Here is a 22,981-nt window from a genome sequence, read left to right on the forward strand (position 1 = left end):
TTTTAGCTGGATAAACGCGCTAATAGGCAACCTTTGGTTTTCAAATGGAAACAGTCCATGAGCGAAATGGATGACTTGGCGGCGTTCGCCGTGCTGATCGAAGCCGGCAGTTTCACTGTGGCGGCCTCACAATTGGGCTGCAGCAAAGGGCAGTTGTCCAAGCGCATCAGCCAGTTGGAAGCGCAGTTTGCCGTGGTTTTGCTGCACCGCACCACGCGCAAGCTGAGCCTTACTGCTGCCGGCGCGGCGTTGCTGCCCCAGGCACAAGCATTGGTGGTGCAGGTGGAACGCGCGCGCCAGGCCTTGGCGCGGCTCAAAGATGATTTGGCCGGCCCTGTACGTATGACTGTCCCGGTGTCGTTGGGTGAAACCTTTTTCGATGGCTTGTTGCTGGAATTTTCCAAGCAATACCCGCAGGTGCAGATCGAGCTGGAGCTTAACAACAGCTACCGGGACCTGGCGCGCGATGGCTTTGACGTGGGCGTTCGCTCGGGCGCCCTCGAAAATGAACGCCTGGTAGCCAGGCCTTTACTGGCCTGGCATGAGATGACCTGCGCCAGCCCGGCCTATCTGGAACAGCATGGCGAGCCGCAGACCCCGGCAGACCTGGCGGCGCACAGCTGTTTGCTCAACAGTCATTACAGTGGTCGCGAGGAATGGTTGTACCACCAGCAACACGAATTGCTGCGGGTAAAGGTGAGCGGTACCTTCGCCTCCAACCACTACAACCTGCTGAAAAAAGCCGCCTTGGTCGGCGCCGGTATTGCTCGCCTGCCGTCCTACGTTTTACCCACGGAGCTGGCTGATGGCCGATTGCGCTGGCTGCTGCGCGACTATCAGACGCGCAGCATGCCGATGTACCTGGTGCATCCCTACCAAGGCGGCCTGCCACGGCGTACCCAAGTGTTGGCCGACTACCTGGTGGACTGGTTCAAGCGCAGCGGCGAGGCACTGGATCGACTTCAGCGATAACGACGGGCAATCAGGTGGTCGATGGACAGCCAACCTGGGCCTTTGGCAAGCAACAGCAATAACAGCGCAAGCCAGGTGCCATGAGTGGGATAGGCGTCGGGGTAGACGAACAGTTGGATGGTCAGGGTTATGCCGATCAAGGCCAGGGCCGAAAAGCGCGTGGCGAACCCCAGCAGGATCAATACCGGAAAAAAGTGCTCGGCAAAGGTTGCCAAGTGCGCGGCCACCTCGGGCGACAGCAGAGGCAATTGGTATTCGCTGCGAAATAAAAACAGGGTCGAGGCGGCAAGTTTGGGCTCACCCCATTGGAAGGTGCCGCTGATCAGGTCAATGGCAAAGCCTTCGACCTTGGTCTGGCCAGACTTCCAGAACACCGCCGCAATGGAGAAGCGCGCGATAAAGGCGATCAGGCTGTAGGGGATTTTTTCAAACAGTGCGACGGTTCGCTTTACCAGGCAAGGAGCGGGAATGTTCATGGCAATACCTCGGGTTGCAGATGCAAATGAGTGATGGCGTCGTGGCTGATCAACAGCGTGAGACATTGGTGCAAATCGAATTCGGTGGAGGCTTCCAGGGCATCAGCGATGGCCATTTCCAGCCCGGCGCCTTGGTTGAGGCGGTTGATAAAGGTCACAGACCCGCGGTCGATGGCGAACACCTTGACCGCTAAGCCTTGGCGCAAGACCAGCGCGCCTTGGGCATACCAAGGGTGCAAAGTGGCGATAGCTCCGTCGACCTGATGAGCCGCCCAGACCGATACCACCGCGTAGGAAGATTCCAGCGTGGCAAGTGACGGATGCAGTCGTACACGCAGTTGCCCCAGTTGCGCGCAGCCTTGCAGTTGCCGAAGTACGCTGTGCTGATCCAGAACCTGGCAATCCGCCGCGTGATAAGCGCGAACCCTCAAGCGTTCCAGCCGGGCGACATCGGCCAGGTAGGGCACGCTCGAGGCCGGTTCGAAGCCTTGGATAAAGTCAGAGAACGTGCTGCCGTACTCACTGATCAACGGGCTGGGGGGCGGATGAGCCTGGGCATACAGGCCGGCCATGGCGTGGAAAAATTCATCGCCGACCAGTTGCCGCGCCACCGGGTAGGCGGCCGCCAAAGCATGGATCAACGCGCTATGGACATTGTTTCGATACACCGCAAAGCGGCTCGTCGGCTCAGCACCGTTGCTGCTGAACACGCCCTCGGGGCAGGTTGCTTGCGGGGCCAGTAAAGCCTCGGCGAATGTTTGCTGAATACTCATCTGTCCACCTGCAACAAATACCATTCGGCCTGCCGGGCCTCTGTTTGCAGCACGCTGAACGCGGGCACCTGGTTATCCCGCTCGATCAGCGTCGCCACCGCTCCGGTTCGCGCCAGTACCTGTGCGTACAGCTGCCACACGGCGTTATCGATCGGCGCGCCGTGGTCGTCGATTAGTAGGCGGTCGCCCAGGCTGTCGGTGTCTTCGGCAAAACCGGCCAGATGAATCTCACCCACCGCGTGCAATGGCAGGGCATCGATGTAGGCCAGCGGGTCGCGCTGATGATTGATGCACGACACGTAGACGTTGTTGACGTCGAGCAGCAGGCCGCAACCGGTCCGGCGGACGATCTCGCTGATAAAGTCGGTTTCGTCCAAAGTAGAGCGCTGGAACTGCAGATAAGTAGACGGGTTTTCCAGCAGCATCGGGCGCTTGAGCGTGCTCTGTACTTGGTCCACGTGTTCGCATACCCGCTCCAGAGTGCTGGCGTCGTAGGCCAGGGGCAGCAGGTCGTTGAGAAACACCGGGCCGTGGCTGGACCAGGCCAGGTGTTCGGAAAAAGACTGGGGTTGGTAGCGTTCGATCAGCGTGGCCAGGCGTGCCAGGTGCTCGCGGTCCAGAGGACCTTCGCCGCCAATAGACAGGCCGACGCCGTGCAGTGACAGGGGGTACTGCGCACGAATCAACCCCAGGTAGTGATGAAACGGGCCGCCGGCCACCATGTAGTTTTCGGCGTGTACTTCGAAAAAACCGATGTCGGGGCGGGTCTCGAGCACCTCGGTGAAGTGCTCGGTCTTGAGCCCCAGCCCGGCCCGATAGGGAAGGCCGGGCACCTGAGCCGGTGAGACCGCGTGTTGGGCTGTAGGCGTCATCATCAGTACTCAGGCTGCGCGGGGTTCAGGATTTGGCGGTGAAGGCCGCTTCCTGGCCAAAACCGGTCGGCGAGGTGGTGCTTGGGGTCTGGGTGCACGTACCGGCGGGGACCAGCTTCCAGGCATTGGCCTGGTCTTTGGTTTTGGAGGTGCCAGCGCAGGAAGTGCCGGCGCCCGCGGCGCAGTCATTCTTGCCGGCTTCAGCCACGCCGAAGCATTTCTGCATGTCGTCGGCCGCGTGGGCGGTGGTGGTCAGGGCGGACAGGCTCAGGGCAGAACCAAGGGCCAGAACGAGGGTGGCAGCGGACAGTTTGGTGGTCATGGTGTGTCTCCAGCAGTGGTTGAATGCGCAGGCTTGATTGCCTGCATGCACCACTAGAGAAAGGGGGAGGGAATTCGTTACAAAGCCATCGAAAAAAACTGCAAAACAACACCTATTTAATGGCTTATACAAAGAAAATGTGGGAGTCGGGCTTGCCCGCGATGCAAACGCCTCGGTTCTTCAGATACACCGGGGTGATGCTATCGCAGGCAAGCCAGCTCCCACACAAGCCAGCTCCCATTTAGAACTTGCTCTTTCTTAGCCGCCGAGGTACGCCTCCCGCACCTTAGGATCCGTCAGCAATTGCTCGCCAGTGCCCTGCATCACCACCCGGCCATTCTCCAGCACATAGGCACGGTCAGCGATTTTCAGCGCCTGGTTGGCGTTCTGCTCCACCAAAAACACCGTCACACCGTCCTTGCGCAGTTGTTCGATGATGTCGAAGATCTGCTGGATGATGATCGGTGCCAGGCCCAGGGAAGGCTCGTCCAGCAACAACAGCTTGGGCTTGCTCATCAGCGCCCGGCCGATGGCGAGCATTTGCTGCTCGCCGCCGGACATGGTGCCGCCGCGCTGGCTGAAGCGTTCCTTGAGGCGGGGGAACAGGTGCAGCACCTTGTCCATTTGTTCCTGGTAATCGCCCTTGTCGGTAAAGAACCCACCCATGGCCAGGTTCTCTTCCACGGTCAGGCGCGAAAACACCCGACGGCCCTCCGGCACCACCGCAATGCTCTTGCGCATGATCTCGGCGGAGTGCTTGCCCACCAGTTCTTCACCCATGTAGCGGATGCTGCCACTGTAGGCTTGCGGCGAACCGCACAAGGTCATCAGCAAGGTCGATTTGCCAGCCCCGTTGGCGCCGATCAGGGTCACGATCTCACCCTGGCGTACTTCGACGTTGACGCTGTGCAGGGCCTGGATTTTGCCGTAGAAAGTGGAAACGTTTTCGAATTGCAGCATTTTACGCTTCCCCCAAGTAGGCTTTGATCACTTCGGGATTGTCGCGGATCTGCTCCGGCGTCCCATTGGCCAGCGGCGTGCCCTGGTTGATCACCACGATGTGGTCGGAGATGCTCATGACCAGTTTCATGTCGTGTTCGATCAACAGCACCGTGGCATTGTTTTCCTCACGCAGCACACTGATCAGCGCCTTGAGGTCTTCGGTTTCCTTGGGGTTCAGGCCCGCGGCAGGTTCGTCGAGCATCAGGATGCGCGGGCGGGTCATCATGCAACGGGCGATTTCCAGACGACGCTGCTGGCCGTAGGCGAGGGTGCCTGCCGGGCGATTGGCGAACTCGGTCAGGTTGACCTTGTCCAGCCAGTACGCCGCGTATTCCATGGCCTCGCGCTCGCTCTTGCGGAACGCCGGGGTCTTGAACAGGCCCGCAAAGAAGTTGGTGTTCAAATGACGGTGTTGGGCGATCAGCAGGTTCTCGACCGCCGTCATGTCCTTGAACAACCGCACGTTCTGGAAGGTACGCACCACGCCCTTGCGAGCGATCTCGTGACCGGCCAGGCCCTGGATCGGCTGGCCGTCCAGCAGGATGCTGCCGCCGCTCGGCTTGTAGAAGCCGGTGAGGCAGTTGAACACCGTGGTCTTGCCGGCGCCGTTGGGGCCGATCAGTGCTACCACTTGTTTCTCTTTGACGGTCAGGGCCACGCCATTGACCGCTAGCAAACCGCCGAAGCGCATGCTCAGGTTTTCGACTTTCAGGATCTCGCGGCTCATTTGCGCAGCTCCATGTGTGGACGTTGCATGGGCAGCAGGCCTTGAGGGCGCCAGATCATCATCAGCACCATCATGGCGCCGAACATCAACATGCGGTATTCGCTGAACTCACGCATCATTTCCGGCAGCAGGATCATCACGATGGCCGCCAGGATCACGCCCAGTTGCGAGCCCATGCCACCCAATACCACGATGGCGAGAATGATCGCCGACTCGATAAAGGTGAACGATTCCGGCGTCACCAGGCCTTGGCGAGCGGCAAAGAAGCTGCCGGCAAAGCCTGCGAACGCAGCGCCCAGGGTGAACGCGGATAGCTTGATGATGGTCGGGTTCAGGCCCAGGGCGCGGCAGGCGATTTCATCTTCGCGCAACGCTTCCCAGGCGCGCCCGATGGGCATGCGCAGCAGGCGGTTGATCACGAACAGAGCCGCCAATGCCAGCAACAGCGCGACCAGGTACAGGAACACCACTTTGCTCACCGGGTTGTAGGCAATCCCGAAGTACTCGTGGAAGGTCTGCATGCCTTCGGCGGCGGTGCGGTCGAACGACAGCCCGAAGAACGTCGGCTTGGGAATGCTGCTGATACCGTTGGGGCCACCGGTGATATCGGTGAGGTTACGCAAGAACAGGCGAATGATTTCCCCGAAGCCCAGGGTCACGATGGCCAGGTAGTCACCGCGCAGGCGCAGCACCGGGAAGCCCAGCAGGAAGCCGAACGTAGCCGCTGCCATACCGGCCAGTGGCAGGCAGATCCAGAAGCTCCAGCCCAGGTAGTGCGAGAGCAGCGCGTAGGTGTAGGCACCCACGGCGTAGAAGCCCACATAACCCAGGTCGAGCAGGCCGGCCAGGCCCACTACGATGTTCAGGCCCAGGCCCAGCAACACATAGATCAGGATCAGCGTGGCAATGTCGACCGCGCCGCGCGAGCCGAAGAACGGCCAGATCAGCGCCGCGATGATCAACCCGATGATGATGTAGCGCTGGGTGCGCGGCAGGGTCAGAAATTGGCTGACCTTGGGCGACACCAACGGGCCACGGTTGCCCTTGAACAAGGCACCGACCTGCTGCGTGAACAGTACACGCAGGAACATCAGCACCGAACACAGGGCGATGATGGTCAGGGTCACTGGCCCGGTGCCGTGCACCTCCAGGTTGATGCCGACAATGCTCAGCTTGAGGCCGAGTACCGGAAAGGCCACGGCCCATACCAGCAAGGCGCTGAAAAACGCCGATTTAAGATATCTGCTCATACTTTCTCAACCTCCGGACGGCCCAGGATGCCGGTCGGACGGAACAACAACACCAGAACCAAAAGGCCGAACGCGACGACGTCCTTGTACTGGTCACCGAAGATATCGGCGCCAAAGGCTTCGGCCACACCCAGCACCAGCCCGCCGAGCATGGCGCCCGGAATGCTGCCGATGCCGCCCAATACCGCTGCGGTAAAGGCCTTGAGGCCCACCAGGAAGCCGGCGTTGGGGTTGATCACGCCGTATTGCATGCTCAGCAACACGGCCGCCACGGCCGCCAGCGCAGCACCAATGACGAAGGTCAGGGCGATGATGTTGTTGGTGTTGATGCCCAGCAGGTTGGCCATCTTGATGTCTTCGGCGCAGGCCCGGCAGGCGCGGCCCAGACGGGAGCGAGAGATGAACAGCGTCAGGCCCAGCATGGCCACCAGGGTGACCACGAAAACCAGAATCTGCATGTACGAAATCAGCACTTCTTGTGCGCCACCCGGGCCGAAGGAGATGCTCCCCGGAATCAGGTTGGGAATGGACTTGTCCTTGGAGTCCTGGGACAGCAATACGGTGTTCTGCAGGAAAATCGACATGCCGATGGCAGAAATCAGCGGGATCAAACGGTTGCTGCCACGCAAGGGACGGTAGGCAACCCGCTCGATGCTGTAGCCATAGGCACTGGTCACGATGATCGACGCCAGGAACGCAGCGGTCATCAACAGCGGCAGGGAATGGATCCCCATCATGGCCAGCCCGGCAAGGGCGATAAAGGCCACGTAGGAACCAATCATGTACACCTCGCCATGGGCGAAGTTGATCATTCCAATGATGCCGTAAACCATTGTGTAGCCAATGGCTATCAAGGCATAGGTGCTGCCAATGGTCAGGCCATTAACCAGCTGTTGGAAAAAATGATAGATCTCAGGCATTACAGCGCTCCTAAAAACCCGATACGCATTTCACTGGTGGAGTCATTTCCGGCTCGGTGCCCTGTTCTGTGACCAGGTTGCACAAAGCGTTTGCCAGCGAACCGCTGGTGACGGTTTTAAGATTTTCAGGTGAGCCAGCGCCCGGATCGCGGGTGACATGGCCCATAAACCTCGTAAAACAAAGCCCACTGCTTGCACAGTGGGCTTGTTGACCAGTAACGCCTGGCTTACTGAGGGGAAACTTCGGTTTTTGGTTTACCGAAGTGCCATTCGTAGACCACGAACTTGAAGTCCTTCAGGTCGCCCTTGGCGTCGAAGCTCAGGTCGCCCGTAGGGGTCTTGAAGGTACCGGCATGGATGGCCTCGGCCACTTTGGCGGTGTCTTCGCTCTTGGCGGCCTTGATACCGCCGGCAATGACCTCAACCGCCGAGTAGGCCGGGAACACGAACGGACCGGTTGGGTCCTGCTTGTTCTTGGCGAACTCTTCAACGATGGCTTTGTTGGCAGGGTCGGTGTCGAAGGATTTCGGCAGGGTCACCAGCAGGCCTTCGGAAGCGCCCTGGGCGATTTGCGAGATAGAGTCGTTACCCACGCCCTCTGGGCCCATGAACTTGGCGTTCAGGCCTTTTTCCTTGGCTTGGCGCAGGATCAGGCCCAGCTCAGGGTGGTAACCGCCGTAGTAGACGAAGTCGACGTTGGCTTGCTTGAGTTTCTGGATGATCGAGGAGAAGTCTTTATCGCCAGCGTTCAGGCCTTCGAAGACGGCAACCTTGGTGCCTTTCTTCTCGAGGGTCTGTTTAACGGCGGTGGCGATGCCTTCACCGTACTGCTGCTTGTCGTGCAGTACGGCAACGATCTTCGGTTTCACGTGGTCAGCGATGTAGTTGCCGGCTGCCGGGCCTTGGGCGCTGTCCAGGCCGATGGTGCGGAAGATCAGCTTGTAGCCACGGGCGGTGATTTCCGGGCTGGTGGCAGCCGGGGTAATCATGATCACGCCTTCGTCTTCATAGATGTCGGAGGCGGGTTGAGTGGAGCTGGAGCAGAGGTGGCCGACGACGAACTTGACGCCATCATTGACCACTTTGTTGGCAACGGCCACGGCTTGCTTTGGATCGCAAGCGTCGTCGTATTCCTTGGCCTCAAGCATCTTGCCGTCTACGCCGCCCTTGGCGTTGATGTCTGCGATGGCTTGCTTGGCACCCATGAATTGCATGTCGCCGTATTGCGTCACCGGACCGGTCTTGGGGCCGGCGATGCCGATCTTGATGGTGTCGGCTGCGAACGAATGGCCGGCAACCCCAGCCAGGACCATAGCGGCAAACAGTTTGGAAATCTGCTTAGTAGCCTTATTCATAGTGCTCCACTCTTACTGTTGTATTTTTTATAGTTCTAGCGGCCTTGTGAGCTGCAGAACCGGATCAGATATCGCGGATATCCCCCCGGCATTGCCCTGGCAACTGTACCGGTACAGTGTAGAGCGCCGGTTGATCGCTTGAAAAGCTGGCAGCTGGGGGCAAAACCTGGGTGTGTCGCTTAAGTGAAAGAAAAAGACAGAATTGCGCCGGGTTGCTGATAGCTTTCAAGGCATTCCGTGGCTTTCCTGGCAGTTTCAATCGCTACTTCATTTGCTACTGGGTTTTTCTGCCTGAGCGACGGGGCTATGATTGCGCCGATTTTTTACTCAGGTGAATTCCCATGACGCAAGAACCAAGCACCCTCTATGCCAAGCTGCTCGGTGAAACCGCCGAAATTTCCTGGAAGGAGCTTGAACCGTTCTTTGCCAAGGGTGCCCTATTGTGGGTCGATGCCGGCCTGGATTTGATCGAGGCCGCCGAAGGAATGGCCGAAGACAACCGTGACAAAGTCGCCGCCTGGCTGGCTGCAGGCACCCTTGGCGAGGTGTCTGCGACGCGGGCATTGGACCTGGTGGAACGGGATCCAAGCTTATGGGCGGTAGTGGTCTCGCCGTGGATCCTGATCCAGGAAAGGGCGCGGTAATAATGGCGCGCACGAAAAAGGTGCGTATTTTTCACGCAGTGAAGTGTGTAGCCGAGTAACCGCTCAACGCGTGATGGCACCTTGCCGTAGAGAAAGGTCACAGCCGAGGGTGACGTAAGCGTCACGGGAACAGTTGAGGGCAGAAGGAATGAGTGGCGCAATTGTTTCCGGGTATGACGCGGCGTGAAGAGAAGCAACGATCACACCACCACTCCCCGTGCCCGGGTCTCAACGAATCGGCCTGACAATAGAAGGCGAGCCGATGCGCCCTGGCGCCGGGTCTTTTGGCTGCGCAGCGTCGTTGCCTTCCACGCTTGGCAGATATAACGGATTGCGCATGGCAATGCCCTGCATCACGCCGATGATGTCATCGAAAGGCACCGCCGGGCTGAGCAGGTAGCCCTGGATGTAGTCGCAGCCATGCTTGAGCAGCAGCTCGAACTGCGCCTGGGTTTCCACGCCCTCGGTGACCACCTGCAAGTGCAGGGTGTGGGCCATGCCAATAATCGCCTGGACAATTTCACTGTCTGCGGTGGACTTGGGGATGTCCTGGATAAACGAGCGGTCGATCTTCAAAGTGTTGAGCGGCAAGCGCTTGAGGTAAGCCAGCGACGAATAGCCGGTGCCGAAGTCATCGATGGCCAGCGACACACCCAGGGCGCGGATCTGCCGCAACAGCGCCAAGGTACTGCTGATGTTGCCCATCAACGCGTTTTCAGTGACTTCCAGTTCCAGGCGGTTGGTGCCTATGCCGGCGAAGCGCAGGGCGTCTTCGATTTCATCGGCCAGTTCGTCACGCGCCAGGTTCAGCGCCGAGCAATTCACGGCCATGATCAGCTCGGTGTAGCCCCGGTCAGACAACAGGCTAAGGTCGTGACAGGCCTGACGCAATACCCAGTGGTCCAGCTCGGCGATCAGTCCGTTGTTCTCGGCGATGCCGATAAAGCGGTCCGGGGCCAGTAGCCCGTGTTGGGGGTGCTGCCAGCGCACCAGGGCTTCCAGGCGTGTGACCTTGCCCAGTTTCATGTCAAAGATCGGTTGATAAAACAGCACCAGCTGGCTGCGCGTACGCAAGGCGGCGCGCAGTTCTTCTTCCAGTTGCAGCTCAAGAAAGGCACGGGTTTTAAGGTTGGAACTGAAGAAGTTCAAACAATTGCGCCCCGCATCCTTGGATTGGTACAGCGCCAGGTCGGCGGTTTTCAGCAGCTCTTCGCAGGTGTGGCCGTCCTCGGGGAACAGGCTGATACCGATACTGGTGGTCATCACCATGCGTCGGCCGGCCAGTTCGATGGGCTCTTTCATCTTCTGCATGATGCGCTGGGCCATGTGCCGGGCTTCGTCGCGGTGATGAATATTGACCAGGATGCAGAACTCATCGCCGCCAAAGCGTGCCACTACATCTTCATGGCTGCGTATCGAGCCCTTGATATGCCCGGCGAGCACTGTGAGCAACTGGTCGCCCGCGTCATGGCCCAGGCTGTCGTTGATACGCTTGAAATGGTCGATATCAAGGAAGATCACCGCCAGCATGCCTTGGCTGCGGGTTTTTTCCGCGACTTTTTCCGCAAAGATCTGATTGAAACCACGGCGGTTAAGCAGGCTGGTCAGTGCGTCGAAGTGGGCCACTTGTTGCAGCGAAGCGCGGGCCTGGTCGAGTTCGCTGAGCAGCGCGTTGACCCGACGCAGGTCACGCTCCTTGTGTTGCAACTTCTTGTCGGCCAGGGCTGCGCTGATGCTGCTGCCGATTACCAGCAAGGTGATCATGGCGACCGACAGGCCCAGTTGAATCGGGTTGTTATCCGCCGGTAACGAAAGATCCGCGCCACTGGGCACCAGCATTTGCATAGCCGCCATGCCGGTGAAGTGCATGCTCAGAATCCCGGCGCCCAGCACCAGGCTGGCGGCGTATTTGAGCAGTTGGTGAAACACGCCGGCACCGTTGCGCAGGTAACTGGACAGCAACAATGCGGCCAGGCTGGCGCCCATGGCAATCGCCACCGAGGCCAAAAACAGCCGTGTTTCGAAGTACACCTGGGCCTGGGAGCGCATGGCTGACATGCCCACGTAGTGCATCAACGCGATACCCAGCCCCATCCACACCGAAGCCACCAGGTACTGATGAAAGCGCAGGTGGGTATGACTGAGGGTCTGCATGGCAAGCAACGAGGCGATCAGGGCGATCAGCAGCGAGGCGAACGTCATGATCAGTTCGTAGTGAATGGCGATGGGGGCCTGGAAGGCCAGCATGCTGATGAAGTGGGTCGACCAGATGCCGCCTGCCAGGCAACCGGCACCCAGCCAGCGCCAATGGCGGCGGGCGGTGGGGTCTTCGACATGGCCCACACGTTCGGCCATGTCCAGGGTACCGAAACCCGCCGCGCAGGCGACCAGGTACGCCAGCAGCACCAGAAACGGGTTATGACTGCAGTTGAGCAATAAATGCCCGCTGTCTGGAAGGTCGGTAAAAAAATGCTGCCCCAGCCATTCCATAGCTTATCCCGTCACAGAGCCATGTCACTGCCAGCGGCGATGACCTATGAGGTCGAGTATAGAAGTCTCTCGAGATTTGCCATGAGTAATGGCGTTTTGATCTCAAATTATTTTGATATGCCGTCCATAGCGTTTGGTGCTAAGCGCTGATAGGCAGGTCGAGTTCGAAGTGCGGGGCCTCCAACGGGGCCAGGCCGAATGCGGCACGGGCGGCGTCGCAATCGACATTTTGCACGCCCTGGCTCCAGGACGCCTCGAACTCGCGACACACGCTGGAGCGCTGCTCATAAATTGAGCAGCTGGTGGCCTGTCCGACTTCACCTTCAAGGCTGCAACACCGTGCCGGTTTGCGGTCGGTGCCGATCATCGCCACGCGGCTGGGGTTGATCTGCACCACCAGGTCATCGGGCACCGTGCCCCCGGACGAGGCGCACTCACCCCAAAAGAAGGACACGCGAAAGTGTGAACAGCAGGCACCGCAATTCAGACACGGACTGGCTTCGGACATGGGCGTCATCAATAAGAAAGTAGGTTGGGGGTGTTACAGGAAGGCTCGCCATTCTATCCGTGCCATGGCCGTTGGGAAGGGGGGCACGCACTTATATTTTCGTGGGACAAATCCCCGTGTTGTCGGGTGAAATCATGCCCTATCAGCTTTACGAATCATTACAGACAACCCCGCCTTACCTGACTATGTTGCAGGTACCGGGCAGGATGCATCGGGCATCACAGCTCTCATAACAATAAAAGAGACGGACCCATGCAGAACTCGACCCAAGCGGCGAATGCCTGGCGCATTCTGTTCCTGCTGTTCCTGGCCAACCTGTTCAACTTCTTCGATCGCACCATCCCCGCGATTATCATCGAGCCGATCCGCATGGAATGGCACTTGAGCGACTTTCAGCTCGGTATCATCGGCACCGCCTTTACCATCGTCTACGCCATTGCCGGGCTACCGCTCGGGCGCCTGGCCGACACCGGCTCACGCAGCAAGTTGATGGGCTGGGGCTTGTTCGCCTGGAGCGGGCTGACGGCGGTTAACGGCATGGTCGGCAGTTTCTGGACCTTCCTGCTGGTGCGCATGGGCATTGGCATCGGCGAAGCCAGCTATGCACCCGCGGCCAATTCGCTGATTGGCGACCTCTTTCCCGCCCACCGCCGTGCCCGAGCCATGGGGATTTTCATGCTTGGCCTGCCGTTGGGCCTGTTGCTGGCGTTCTTTACCATCGGTGCGATGGTCAAGGCGTTCGACAGCTGGCGCGCGCCCTTCTTTATCGCAGCGGTGCCGGGGCTGATCCTGGCGGTGTTTATGTTCTACATAAAAGAACCCAAGCGCGGCGCGGCGGAAACCGTGCAGGTCTCCCAGGAGCGCGTCGACCGCCCGATCCGCCGCGTGCTGGCCGTGCCGACCTTCCTGTGGCTGGTGCTGGCCGGGCTTTGCTTTAACTTTGCCACCTATGCGTGCAACTCATTCCTGGTGCCGATGCTGCAACGCTATTTCCTCATGCCGTTGCAGGACGCGGCCGTCGCGACGGGCGTCATTGTCGGCCTGACCGGCTTGGTGGGCCTGACGCTGGGCGGCTGGATTGCCGACAAGATTCATCAGCGGGTCGCCAATGGTCGATTGTTGTTTGCCGCCTTCAGCTTGATCATCTCCACGGGCACCACCGCCTGGGCATTGCATGCCGGGCGCGTCGAAATCGGAGTATTTGTCGCGCTGTTCAGTGTGGGCTGGTTGTTTGCCTACAACTTCTATACCTGCGTGTATACCGCGATCCAGGACGTGGTCGAACCGCGTTTGCGCGCGACGGCGATGGCGCTGTTCTTTGCTGGGCTGTATTTGCTCGGCGGTGGCATGGGGCCGGTGGTGGTTGGGGCGCTGTCCGATCACTTTGCCCATTCGGCGATGTATGCGGCCGGGGCGCAGCAGATGACCGAGGCTTATAAAGCGGTGGGCTTGCATGACGCCATGTACCTGATTCCGGTGGCGCTGTTCTTGACCATGCTTTTTCTGTTCCAGGCCTCGCGCAGTTTTGTGCGTGATGCCAAGCGGATGAAGGAAGGGTTGAGTGCGGTTGAGGTGCCGGCAACTGCGGTAACGGCGTGAGACCGAGTGATCGTTCCCATGCTCTGCGTGGGAACGCCGCTCTGGACGCTCTGCGTCCGTTTTAAAGTCGTGACGCAGAGCGTCACATGATGCATTCCCACGCAGAGCGTGGGAACGATCTCTAAAGGCTAATAAAAAGGCCCGCACTAAGCGGGCCTTTTACGTTCAGCGGTTTATCAACCTGCCACCAGCACCCGAATCGCTTCCAGTCGCAGTGCCGCTTTATCGAGCATGGCCAGGCCTTGCTCGCGCTGGTTGCGCAAGGCGACCAGCTCGCTGTCACGCACGGTCGGGTTGACCGCTTGCAACGCGGTCAGGCGCGCCAGCTCTTCGTCAGTGTCTGCCGCGAGGCGACGCTTGGCTTCGGCGACACGCTCGGCGTGACGCGGGGCGATCTTCTCTTCACCGGCGTTGATGCGCGGGGTGAGTTGGTCGCGCTGCGCCTGCACGAATTTGTTTGCGCTGGCCCGTGGCACGCTTTCCAGCTGGTCATTCAAGGTCACGAACGACACGCGGCCCGACAAATCATTGCCGTTGGCATCCAGCAGGCAGCGCAAGGCGGCCGGTGGCAGGTAGCGGCCCAGTTGCAGGGAGCGCGGGGCGACCACTTCGCTGACATACAGCAGTTCAAGCAATACGGTGCCTGGCTTGAGCGCCTTGTTCTTGATCAGCGCCACGGCGGTGTTGCCCATGGAACCGGACAGCACCAGGTCCATGCCGCCCTGCACCATCGGGTGTTCCCAGGTGATGAACTGCATGTCTTCGCGCGACAGCGCCTGGTTACGGTCGTAGGTAATGGTCACACCTTCGTCGTCGCCCAGGGGGAAGCTGGCGTCGAGCATTTTTTCGCTGGGCTTGAGGATCAGCGCGTTTTCCGAATGGTCTTCGCTGTCGATGCCGAACGCGTCGAACAGGGTTTCCATGTAGATCGGCAGGGCGAACTGGTCGTCTTGTTCGAGGATGTCCTCGACCAGGGCATCGCCTTCGCCGGCGCCGCCGGAATTGAGTTCGAGCAAACGGTCACGACCGGTGTGCAGCTCCTGCTCCAGGCGCTCGCGCTCGGCACGGGCTTCGTCGATCAGGGCTTGCCACTCGCCGTCATCGGCGGCTTCCAGCAAGGGCAGCAGGCGCGGGCCGAACTGATGCTGCAAGGCGTTGCCGGTCGGGCAGGTGTTGAGGAAGGCATTGAGCGCTTCGTGGTACCACTGGAACAGGCGTTCTTGCGGGCTGGTTTCCAGGTAAGGCACGTGCAGTTCGATCACGTGTTTCTGGCCGATCCGGTCCAGGCGCCCGATGCGCTGTTCCAGCAGGTCGGGGTGGGACGGCAGGTCGAACAGGACCAGGTGATGGGAAAACTGGAAGTTGCGGCCTTCACTGCCGATTTCCGAGCAGATCAGCACCTGGGCACCGAACTCTTCATCGGCAAAATAGGCAGCGGCGCGGTCACGCTCGAGGATGTTCATGCCCTCGTGGAACACCGTGGCCGGGATGCCGGAGCGCACGCGCAGGGCGTCTTCCAGGTCCATGGCGGTTTCGGCGTGGGCGCAGATCACCAGGACCTTGGTGCGCTTGAGCATTTTCAACTGGTCGATCAGCCACTCGACCCGTGGGTCGAAACGCCACCAGCGGTTCTCTTCCTCGATGTCCGGTTGCGCCTGGAAGCTGACTTCCGGGTACAGCTCGGCGTGTTCGCCCAGGGGCAGTTCGAGGTATTCGTCCGGGTTGGGCAGCGGGTAGGCGTGCAGCTTGCGCTCGGGGAAGCCTTGCACGGCGGCGCGGGTGTTGCGGAACAGTACGCGGCCGGTACCGTGGCGGTCGAGCAGTTCACGCACCAGGCGGGCACTGGCTTCGCTGTCGCCATCGTTGACGGCGGTGAGCAGTGCTTCACCTTCGTCACCAAGGAAGCCTTGGATGGTCTTGTGCGCGGCCGGTGACAGGCGGCCCTTGTCCAGCAGCTCCTGCACGGCTTCGGCCACCGGGCGATAGTTTTCGCTCTCGGCGCGGAAGGCTTGCAGATCGTGGAAGCGGTTCGGGTCCAGCAGGCGCAGGCGCGCAAAATGGCTGTCCTGGCCCAGTTGTTCCGGGGTGGCGGTCAGCAGCAGCACGCCTGGAATTACTTCGGCCAGTTGTTCGACCAGCGAGTATTCGGCGCTGGCCTTGTCTTCGTGCCATACCAGGTGGTGGGCTTCGTCGACCACCAGCAAGTCCCAGCCAGCGGCGAACAGCGCGTCCTGGGCCTTCTCGTCGTCCACCAGCCATTCCAGCGCAACGAGTGCAAGCTGGGTGTCTTCGAACGGGTTGGTGGCATCGCTTTCGATAAAGCGCTCTTCATCGAACAGCGCAACCTGCAGGTTGAAGCGGCGGCGCATTTCCACCAGCCATTGGTGCTGCAGGTTTTCCGGAACCAGGATCAGTACGCGGCTGGCACGGCCCGAAAGCAGTTGGCGATGGATCACCAGGCCCGCTTCGATGGTCTTGCCCAGGCCCACTTCGTCCGCCAGCAACACGCGTGGCGCGATACGGTCCGCGACTTCGCGGGCGATGTGCAGTTGGTGGGCAATCGGTTGGGCGCGTACGCCACCCAGGCCCCACAGCGAGGACTGCAACTGGCGGCTGGTGTGTTCCAGGGTGTGGTAGCGCAGCGAGAACCACGCCAGCGGGTCAATCTGCCCGGCGAACAGACGGTCACTGGCCAGGCGGAACTGGATAAAGTTGGACAGTTGGGTTTCCGGCAGGGTGACCTGCTCGTTCTGCCCATTGAGGCCGTGGTAGACCAGCAGGCCATCGACGTCGTCGACTTCCTGTACGGTCATTTTCCAGCCTTCGAAATGGGTGATGGTGTCACCCGGCGAAAACCTCACGCGAGTGAGGGGCGCATTCCGTAGCGCATACTGGCGAGTGTCGCCAGTGGCCGGATAGAGCACGGTCAACAAGCGGCCGTCCTGTGCCAGAACGGTGCCTAACCCCAGCTCTGCTTCGCTGTCACTAATCCAGCGTTGCCCCGGTTGATACTGCTGCGCCATGCTGCCTGACTCCCGCCGTGAAAAAGCCGACTATGTTAACGGAACACGGCCCGGCGCCCAAGAACTCTGACAAAAACTACGCTGTTTGTACGGGCCGGCGGAAATTGAATCGACGGATGGCGGGCACTTGAGAGTGTCGACTGAGTCACAGCTTGGCACGCGGGTGCTCAAGTCGCCCTGCCACCCGCCGACAGCCTGTTGATCAGGAGAATAATTATCATGCTGCCCGTCAGTGTTGTGCCGGTCACGTCGCAACTCGACCCGGCACGCCAGAAGCCGGATATTCCGCCGGTGGTGCCCGTTCAACCGGGCTCCAACGAGAGCACGATCGACCTGAAAAAAGGCGATGCCGAGCAATCGACCTTTCTGCTGCGCGAAGAGCAGCGTCGCCAGCAGGAGCAGCAGAAACGCCGGCGCGAAGCCGACGACGACGCGGAGCAGCATTTGCCGATTCCCGGCGACTTGCTCAACGCTGACAACACCGTGCCCGTGGCGCCGCTGATCGAAGACGCGCCGCGCCAGGGCCTGTGGGTGGATATCGAGGTCTAACCGTTCAGTTCGCGCAGGGCCTTCACCAGCAGCTCAATATCGTCATCGGTGTTGAGCGGGCTGACGGAGATGCGCGCAACGCTGCTCAACCCACGTGCTTGCATGTCCAGCGGGGTGTAGGCCACGCCATTGGCGCCGATGTTGATGCGCTTTAACCCCAGGCGTTGTTTGAGTTCAAAACTATCCCAGCCGGCCAGGTTGAACGCGATCAAGCCTGAATGCGTTCTGCCTAAGTCATGCAAGGTAATTCCCGGTATCTGACGCAGTGCTTCGCGGATTCGCGCGCTGGTCTGCAAGACTCTTTGCCATACCCGCTCAATCCCCAGTTGATTGATCTCGTGCAACGCATTGCCCAGGCCGGCCAGCAGGGCGAAAGAGACTTCGCTGGTTTCAAAGCGCCGGGCGTCGTTGCGCAGGTCGAAGCCTTCGGCGGTCCAGGGCGCTGAAAACACGTCGCGTTGGGCCGGGTTCAGATGCGGCAGAAAATCCGGCCTGATATACAGCAGCGCGGTACCGCGAGGCCCGCGCAGGTGTTTGCGGCCGGCAGACTTGAGCACATCGCACTGCAACGCTTGCACATCCACCGGCAGTTGGCCGACGGCTTGGCCCGCGTCGATGAAGTAGGGGATGGCATGCCGCCTGGCCACATCGCCGATGGCCTGGGCCGGGTTGATCAAGCCACCGTTGGCCGGCAGCCAGGTGAGGTCGATCAGCTTCACCTTGGCATCCAGCATCGCCTCCAACGCCACCGGGCAGGCCGCGCCGCTGGCATCGCACGGGATGACCTCCACCCGCGCCCCGGCTTGAATGGCCAGTTCCATGCTCGCCAGATTACCGCCCCATTCGTGGCGCCCCACCAGAATTCGATCACCCGGCTGCCAGGGCCCCAGCGCCTGGAAGGCCAGGCTCCAGGCCGTCGAGCCACTGCTGGCGAAGGCAATCGCTGAGGCGGGCGCATTGAGCAACTGCCCAGCGGCGCGGCGGGCCTTCTCCACTAAGATGGCACCCTGTTCTCCGGCCTCCATCGGGCCGTCGCGGGCTTCGCGTTGCAGCTGTTCGATGATGGCGTCGAGCGTCGCCTGGCTGGGCAAGGAGGCTCCAGCATGATTGAAGTGCACGAGGCCGGACTGGCAACCGGGCGTGGCTTCTCGCAAGTGCTGGATTTGCAGCGGGCTCATGGCTGCAGCTCGAAAGTGGCGTCCACTTCCACGGCGACACCAGCCGGCAGACTGCAAACCCCTACGGCGGTGCGCACGTGCCGGCCCTTGTCGCCGAGGGCGTTGACCAGCAGGTTCGAAGCGCCATTGGCGACCAGGCTTTGGCGCTGGAAGTCGGCGCTGCTGGCAATGAACACGCCCAGGCGAAGGATGCGCACCACCCGCGACAGGTCATCGCCCAGCGCATCGCTTAATTGCCCCAGCAGGCCCAGCGCTGCCAATTCCGCCGCTTGGGCGCCATCTTCATCGCTGAGAGAATCGCCCAGCCGGCCAATGTAGGCGGGTTTGCCATCGATCATGGGAATTTGTCCCGAGATGAACAGCTGGTGTTGGCTGATCACATGATTGATGTAGTTGGCTGCGGGTTGGCTGTGCGTAGGCAGTGTCAGGCCGAGGGCGTGTACGCGCTGGCGGATGGAGTCAGTCATGGTGAAATCCTCTGGTGTCAGAAGGTTCCAGCATGTTGGTGGTGGCGAGGGGCGACAAACGGATAGATCTCAACCGACGTATCTAAAAAACTCACGCGTCGGCACACGCTTGCTTCAACCACTGACTGAAGCATTCAGCCGCCTCACTGAGCGGACCCTGAGGGGCGATCAGCCAATAGCCGATGTCGCTGTGATAGGGCGGCCTGTCAAAGGCCTTCACCAGGCTGCCGTCGTGGAGCCTGCGTTCAATCAGGCGATGGCGGCCCATGGCGATACCCTGGCCGGCCACGCTCGCTTCGACCACGATGTTGTAGTCATGCAACATCACGCGGGGGTGATGATCGAGGTTGATCTGGTAATGGGCGGACCAATCGGTCCACTCGAAAGGGCGGTGCGAGGTCGCCATCAACAACGGGCCTGTGGCGACCTGCCTGGCCTTGAACGCCGGGCTGCATACCGGTGACAGGGTTTCGGTCATCAGGCGTGTGGCGAGCACGTCGGGCCAGTCGCCCTTGCCGTAGCGGATGGCCAAGTCAACTTCGGCCGTGGCGACGTTGGCCAATTGAATCGCGGGCAGCAATTCCACCTGGATATGCGGGTGGCGCTGTAGAAACTCGGCCAGGCGCGGCGCCAGCCACAGCGTGGCAAAGGACGCCAGCAAGCCGATACGCAATACACTGGCGCACGGCGCTCCCCGCTGGCTGCGTGTTGCAGCGGCGATGGCGTCCAGGGCAGGGCGTATTTGCGCGTAGTAATCTTGCCCGGCCAACGTCAGGTCGATCGCACGGGTTCGCCGGATAAACAGCGGCTTGCCCAAGTGGTGCTCGAGCTTATGTACCTGGTGGCTCAGCGCACTTTGGGTCACCGACAACTCGTCAGCCGCCTTGATAAAACTCAAGTGCCGTGCCACGGCCTCGAAGGCGCGCAGGGCCAGCAGCGGTGGAAGGTCGTTGTGCAAGGCCACCTGGATGCACCTCCTGGGCAGGGTAGAAAGTGCCGATTTTGGTTGATGGCCTGCATTTTGTCGCCCGCTTAATTGCCGTCGGGCGGGGCAGGCCGCATTATTGAGGCATTCTCGCCACGACGTAAGCCAAGCCATGAGTGATGACGACAAGCTGATCGACCTGAACGCCGAACGTGCCAAGCGCGTTCACGACCTTAATGACAAGCGCCTGAATGAAGTGCGCCAAGCCTTTGAGCAAGCCATGCCCTTGGGCAAGCCCAAGAAGAAGTCGAAGAACAAGCCGAAAAAACGTTGAAACGTCCTGCCTCTATTGATGCAGGTCAGTTATTCCCCTTCTTTACGCCCCGTTGTGGGCGACATTGATCCTGGTCAATTTCCCACTGTGCCTTCTCTATTAACTTAGCCCTATCGCAACAGGGCAAGTGCAGGAGGCCGGTCATGTTTTTCGATAATGTGGTTTTTGCCGGAGTGCTGACTGTTAGCCTCATGGTGCTGTTTTTTGTAGGGTTTGGATTTTTTATCTGGAAAGACGCGAACAAGCGTAAAAAACCTTAAGTCTTTCCGGGTTATATGAGCACGCAAGGCATTTTGGGCGACTTCGGTCGCCCTTTTTTTTGGCAAAACGCACCGCAGTTTTTGATCGTTCCCACGCTCCGCGTGGGAACGCATCCCGTGACGCTCCGCGTCACCCGTGCGCCAGTGGGACGCGGAGCGTCCGTGGCGGCATTCCCACGCAGAGCGTGGGAACGATCATAAAAAAAGGTGCGACCCTCGCGGATCGCACCTTTTTTATTGCCGGCTGGCTATCAGTTGCCCAAAGCCTTGGACGCCAGCCAGAACAACCCGGCCGAGAGGCCTACGGTCGCTGGCAAGGTCAATACCCAGGCCATCAGGATGGTCTTGACGGTGCCACCTTGCAGGCCGCTTTTGTTCGCAACCATGGTGCCTGCCACGCCAGAAGACAGGACGTGGGTGGTGGACACTGGCAGGGCGAAGATGTTGGCGAAGCCGATCATGGTGGCCGTGGTGATTTGCGCCGACATGCCCTGGGCATAGGTCATGCCTTGCTTGCCGATCTTTTCACCGATGGTCAGCACCACGCGCTTCCAGCCCACCATGGTGCCCAGGCCCAGGGCCAGTGCGACCGCGAGGATCACCCAGAACGGGGCGTACTCGGTGGTGGCGGTCAGGTCTTTGCGCAGCTTGTCGAGGTCGGACTTCTCACGGGAGTCCAGGCCTGGCAGCTTGCCGACCTTTTTCGCGGTGTCATCCAGGCAAAGCAGGTAGCGACGTACCTCGATGCGGTGGTCGGCCGTCAGCGAGTGGTAGTCCGAGACGCCCTTGAGGGTGCCCAGCAGCGCGTTGATCGTCGGTTCGGTCTGCTGCGGGTTGCAGCGGAACTTGCCCGGCAGGTCATCCTTCACGCTTTTGCCCAGGGCCAGGAATTCACCGAGGGTCTCGTGGTTGCGCTGGTAGAACTGGTTCAGGTGCAGGGTGGCGTCGCGGGTACGTTCGATCTGGTAAGTGGTGCTGCCCAGGTCCAATACGAACTGCGCCGGCACGATACCGATGAGCACCAGCATGATCAGGCCGATGCCCTTCTGGCCATCGTTGGAGCCGTGCACGAAGCTCACCGCCATGGCCGAAATCACCAGGACGAGGCGGTTCCAGAATGGCGGGTGCTTTTTGTCGTCAAGCTTGCGGCGCTGGTCCGGGGTCTTGTGCATCTTCGACAGCGGACGCCACCACTTCAGACCGATCAGTACCAGAGCGGCGACCAGAAAGCCCGCCATCGGCGAGAATACCAGGGACGCGCCGATATCCACGGCCTTCTGCCAGTTCACACCGTCAGCCAGGGGGATGTCGTTGATCAACGCGTTGGCCAGGCCGACACCAAGGATCGAGCCGATCAGGGTGTGGGAGCTGGAGGCGGGGATACCGAAGTACCAGGTGCCCAGGTTCCAGGTGATCGCTGCTGCCAACAATGAGAAGACCATTGCCAAGCCATGGCCGGTGTTCACATTGATCAGCAACTCCACCGGCAGCAAGTGCACGATGGCGTAGGCGACACCGACACCACCGAGCAATACGCCGAGGAAATTGAACACCCCGGAGAAGAACACGGCCAGGTGTGGCGGCATGGCTTTGGTATAGATGACTGTGGCCACCGCGTTAGCGGTGTCATGAAAGCCATTGATGAACTCGAAGGCGAGGACAAAGGCCAGGGCGAGCAACAGGCTCACTAGAACCCAAGCATCCAGTCCGCTGAATAAATCGATCATGAAGGTTTTCTGACCCGGTCGTAAGGGGGCGCGATTATGCCAGAAAACATCAGTAATCGATGCATTAGCTGCTCATCGGTAACAATCTTCCTGGAAAAAAACGCGGCAGGACGCACGCATCCCAGGGTTTTCGGGGCTTTGGCAAGTCTTTGATTTATAAAGCGCAGGCCGCAGAAGGCGGGCTTTAGTCATGAAAATGCCATACCTGAAACATTTGTATGAAATTTCGTAGGTGGCTGTAGGTTACTGACCAGTGGACGCTAAAGCGGGTGCCCTCTGCCAGTACTTCACCGGCAGAGACAGCACGACCCTTAAGGCTCGAACCGAAGCGCTTATGGCTCCTCGGTCTTGAGCTCCTGCTCGATCTTTTGGATTTCCTGGGCAAATGCCTGGTCTAGCAGGCTGGCGCGTTTACGCCATGGCTTGCGTTCCGGTTCGGGTTGCGCGGCGTAGGTGGTGACTTCCCCGCCGTAGACATCCTTGTAACGTTGCTCCTGGCGCTCAAGTTCCGCGCGCAGTTCATCTTTCGTCACAGTATTACCTAATTGAGTTGAGTTTATTGATTGCGCAGCGTCATGCCTGAAAGTCGTGCTCGGGCGATTCCAAAT

General features: G+C 60.1%; 23 protein-coding genes. 6 read left to right on the forward strand and 17 right to left on the reverse strand.

The features are described 5' to 3' along the window. Positions 1-57: 57 nt before the first annotated feature. Positions 58-972 carry a LysR family transcriptional regulator gene (locus GH769_RS03345; protein WP_032903234.1) on the forward strand — a complete coding sequence of 305 codons (915 nt, stop codon included), beginning with the start codon at positions 58-60 and terminating at the stop codon, positions 970-972. Here GH769_RS03345 and GH769_RS03350 read toward each other — a convergent pair. The 9 genes from GH769_RS03350 to GH769_RS03390 all read right to left on the reverse strand — a co-directional run bounded on the left by GH769_RS03350 (position 963) and on the right by GH769_RS03390 (position 8,669). Beyond that, positions 963-1,448, reverse strand: coding sequence for a DoxX family protein (locus GH769_RS03350; RefSeq protein WP_032903233.1), 486 nt, complete (start codon positions 1,446-1,448; stop codon positions 963-965). The two genes, GH769_RS03345 and GH769_RS03350, sit on opposite strands and share 10 nt — an antisense overlap. Continuing rightward, positions 1,445-2,221, reverse strand: coding sequence for a DNA-binding domain-containing protein (locus tag GH769_RS03355; RefSeq protein WP_032903232.1), 777 nt, complete (start codon positions 2,219-2,221; stop codon positions 1,445-1,447). Before GH769_RS03355 ends, GH769_RS03350 begins: the two co-directional genes overlap by 4 nt. Continuing rightward, on the reverse strand, positions 2,218-3,096 hold the full coding sequence (locus tag GH769_RS03360; protein ID WP_032903231.1) for a DUF692 domain-containing protein: 879 nt from the start codon (positions 3,094-3,096) through the stop codon (positions 2,218-2,220). Before GH769_RS03360 ends, GH769_RS03355 begins: the two co-directional genes overlap by 4 nt. Before the next feature lie 22 nt (positions 3,097-3,118). Then, the gene (locus GH769_RS03365) at positions 3,119-3,415 is read right to left on the reverse strand and encodes a DUF2282 domain-containing protein (protein ID WP_014717277.1); all 297 of its coding nucleotides are present in this window, start codon (positions 3,413-3,415) and stop codon (positions 3,119-3,121) included. Positions 3,416-3,673: 258 nt separating this feature from the next. Continuing rightward, on the reverse strand, positions 3,674-4,375 hold the full coding sequence (locus GH769_RS03370; protein ID WP_003193540.1) for an ABC transporter ATP-binding protein: 702 nt from the start codon (positions 4,373-4,375) through the stop codon (positions 3,674-3,676). A gap of 1 nt (position 4,376) precedes the next feature. Continuing rightward, positions 4,377-5,144 (reverse strand): high-affinity branched-chain amino acid ABC transporter ATP-binding protein LivG, encoded by a 768-nt coding sequence (gene livG / locus GH769_RS03375; protein ID WP_003193538.1) that lies wholly within the window; start codon positions 5,142-5,144, stop codon positions 4,377-4,379. After that, positions 5,141-6,394, reverse strand: a complete 1,254-nt coding sequence (locus tag GH769_RS03380; protein ID WP_014717278.1) for a high-affinity branched-chain amino acid ABC transporter permease LivM — start codon at positions 6,392-6,394, stop codon at positions 5,141-5,143. Before GH769_RS03380 ends, livG begins: the two co-directional genes overlap by 4 nt. Further along, the gene (gene livH, locus GH769_RS03385; RefSeq protein WP_003193535.1) at positions 6,391-7,314 is read right to left on the reverse strand and encodes a high-affinity branched-chain amino acid ABC transporter permease LivH; all 924 of its coding nucleotides are present in this window, start codon (positions 7,312-7,314) and stop codon (positions 6,391-6,393) included. The genes GH769_RS03380 and livH overlap by 4 nt, the downstream gene beginning before the upstream one ends. Before the next feature lie 227 nt (positions 7,315-7,541). Continuing rightward, positions 7,542-8,669, reverse strand: a complete 1,128-nt coding sequence (locus GH769_RS03390; RefSeq protein WP_032903230.1) for a branched-chain amino acid ABC transporter substrate-binding protein — start codon at positions 8,667-8,669, stop codon at positions 7,542-7,544. 341 nt (positions 8,670-9,010) lie between these two features. On the opposite strand from GH769_RS03390, the gene GH769_RS03395 reads away from it, so the two are divergent. Further along, entirely contained in the window at positions 9,011-9,313 is a 303-nt protein-coding gene (locus GH769_RS03395; protein ID WP_014717281.1) for a DUF2288 domain-containing protein, read from the forward strand. 228 nt (positions 9,314-9,541) lie between these two features. Here the strand turns inward: GH769_RS03395 and GH769_RS03400 are convergent, their stop codons facing one another. Further along, on the reverse strand, positions 9,542-11,803 hold the full coding sequence (locus tag GH769_RS03400) for a bifunctional diguanylate cyclase/phosphodiesterase (protein ID WP_014717282.1): 2,262 nt from the start codon (positions 11,801-11,803) through the stop codon (positions 9,542-9,544). 139 nt (positions 11,804-11,942) lie between these two features. After that, a complete protein-coding gene (locus GH769_RS03405; protein ID WP_014717283.1) occupies positions 11,943-12,311 on the reverse strand; it encodes a YkgJ family cysteine cluster protein in 369 nt (122 codons plus the stop codon). Positions 12,312-12,563: 252 nt separating this feature from the next. Here GH769_RS03405 and GH769_RS03410 point away from each other — a divergent pair, with 252 nt between their 5' ends. Then, positions 12,564-13,910, forward strand: coding sequence for an MFS transporter (locus tag GH769_RS03410; RefSeq protein ID WP_014717284.1), 1,347 nt, complete (start codon positions 12,564-12,566; stop codon positions 13,908-13,910). Positions 13,911-14,086: 176 nt separating this feature from the next. Here GH769_RS03410 and rapA read toward each other — a convergent pair whose 3' ends face one another. Further along, positions 14,087-16,933, reverse strand: a complete 2,847-nt coding sequence (gene rapA, locus GH769_RS03415; protein ID WP_020300987.1) for an RNA polymerase-associated protein RapA — start codon at positions 16,931-16,933, stop codon at positions 14,087-14,089. A 219-nt stretch (positions 16,934-17,152) separates the two neighbouring features. On the opposite strand from rapA, the gene GH769_RS03420 reads away from it, so the two are divergent. Next, positions 17,153-17,482 carry an aspartate-semialdehyde dehydrogenase gene (locus tag GH769_RS03420; RefSeq protein WP_153649480.1) on the forward strand — a complete coding sequence of 110 codons (330 nt, stop codon included), beginning with the start codon at positions 17,153-17,155 and terminating at the stop codon, positions 17,480-17,482. On the opposite strand, the gene GH769_RS03425 is transcribed toward GH769_RS03420, so the two are convergent. The 3 genes from GH769_RS03425 to GH769_RS03435 all read right to left on the reverse strand — a co-directional run bounded on the left by GH769_RS03425 (position 17,479) and on the right by GH769_RS03435 (position 20,091). After that, positions 17,479-18,660, reverse strand: coding sequence for an aminotransferase class V-fold PLP-dependent enzyme (locus tag GH769_RS03425; RefSeq protein ID WP_020300988.1), 1,182 nt, complete (start codon positions 18,658-18,660; stop codon positions 17,479-17,481). The genes GH769_RS03420 and GH769_RS03425 overlap by 4 nt on opposite strands. Beyond that, the gene (locus GH769_RS03430; RefSeq protein ID WP_020300989.1) at positions 18,657-19,127 is read right to left on the reverse strand and encodes a RidA family protein; all 471 of its coding nucleotides are present in this window, start codon (positions 19,125-19,127) and stop codon (positions 18,657-18,659) included. The genes GH769_RS03425 and GH769_RS03430 overlap by 4 nt, the downstream gene beginning before the upstream one ends. Before the next feature lie 91 nt (positions 19,128-19,218). Beyond that, positions 19,219-20,091, reverse strand: a complete 873-nt coding sequence (locus tag GH769_RS03435; protein WP_032903229.1) for a LysR substrate-binding domain-containing protein — start codon at positions 20,089-20,091, stop codon at positions 19,219-19,221. A gap of 133 nt (positions 20,092-20,224) precedes the next feature. On the opposite strand from GH769_RS03435, the gene GH769_RS28780 reads away from it, so the two are divergent. Beyond that, complete coding sequence (locus GH769_RS28780) at positions 20,225-20,386, forward strand: hypothetical protein (RefSeq protein ID WP_005785860.1); 162 nt, start codon at positions 20,225-20,227, stop codon at positions 20,384-20,386. Positions 20,387-20,529: 143 nt separating this feature from the next. Then, complete coding sequence (gene ccoM, locus GH769_RS29265; protein WP_019817835.1) at positions 20,530-20,646, forward strand: cytochrome c oxidase subunit CcoM; 117 nt, start codon at positions 20,530-20,532, stop codon at positions 20,644-20,646. Between the two features lie 251 nt (positions 20,647-20,897). On the opposite strand, the gene GH769_RS03440 is transcribed toward ccoM, so the two are convergent. Both GH769_RS03440 and GH769_RS03445 read right to left on the reverse strand, forming a co-directional pair. After that, on the reverse strand, positions 20,898-22,373 hold the full coding sequence (locus GH769_RS03440) for an inorganic phosphate transporter (protein ID WP_003189291.1): 1,476 nt from the start codon (positions 22,371-22,373) through the stop codon (positions 20,898-20,900). 332 nt (positions 22,374-22,705) lie between these two features. Beyond that, the gene (locus GH769_RS03445) at positions 22,706-22,906 is read right to left on the reverse strand and encodes a hypothetical protein (RefSeq protein WP_003189295.1); all 201 of its coding nucleotides are present in this window, start codon (positions 22,904-22,906) and stop codon (positions 22,706-22,708) included. Positions 22,907-22,981: the final 75 nt, after the last annotated feature.

It is taken from the genome of Pseudomonas sp. CFSAN084952 (genome assembly GCF_009648855.1).
Taxonomy (GTDB): domain Bacteria; phylum Pseudomonadota; class Gammaproteobacteria; order Pseudomonadales; family Pseudomonadaceae; genus Aquipseudomonas; species Aquipseudomonas paracarnis.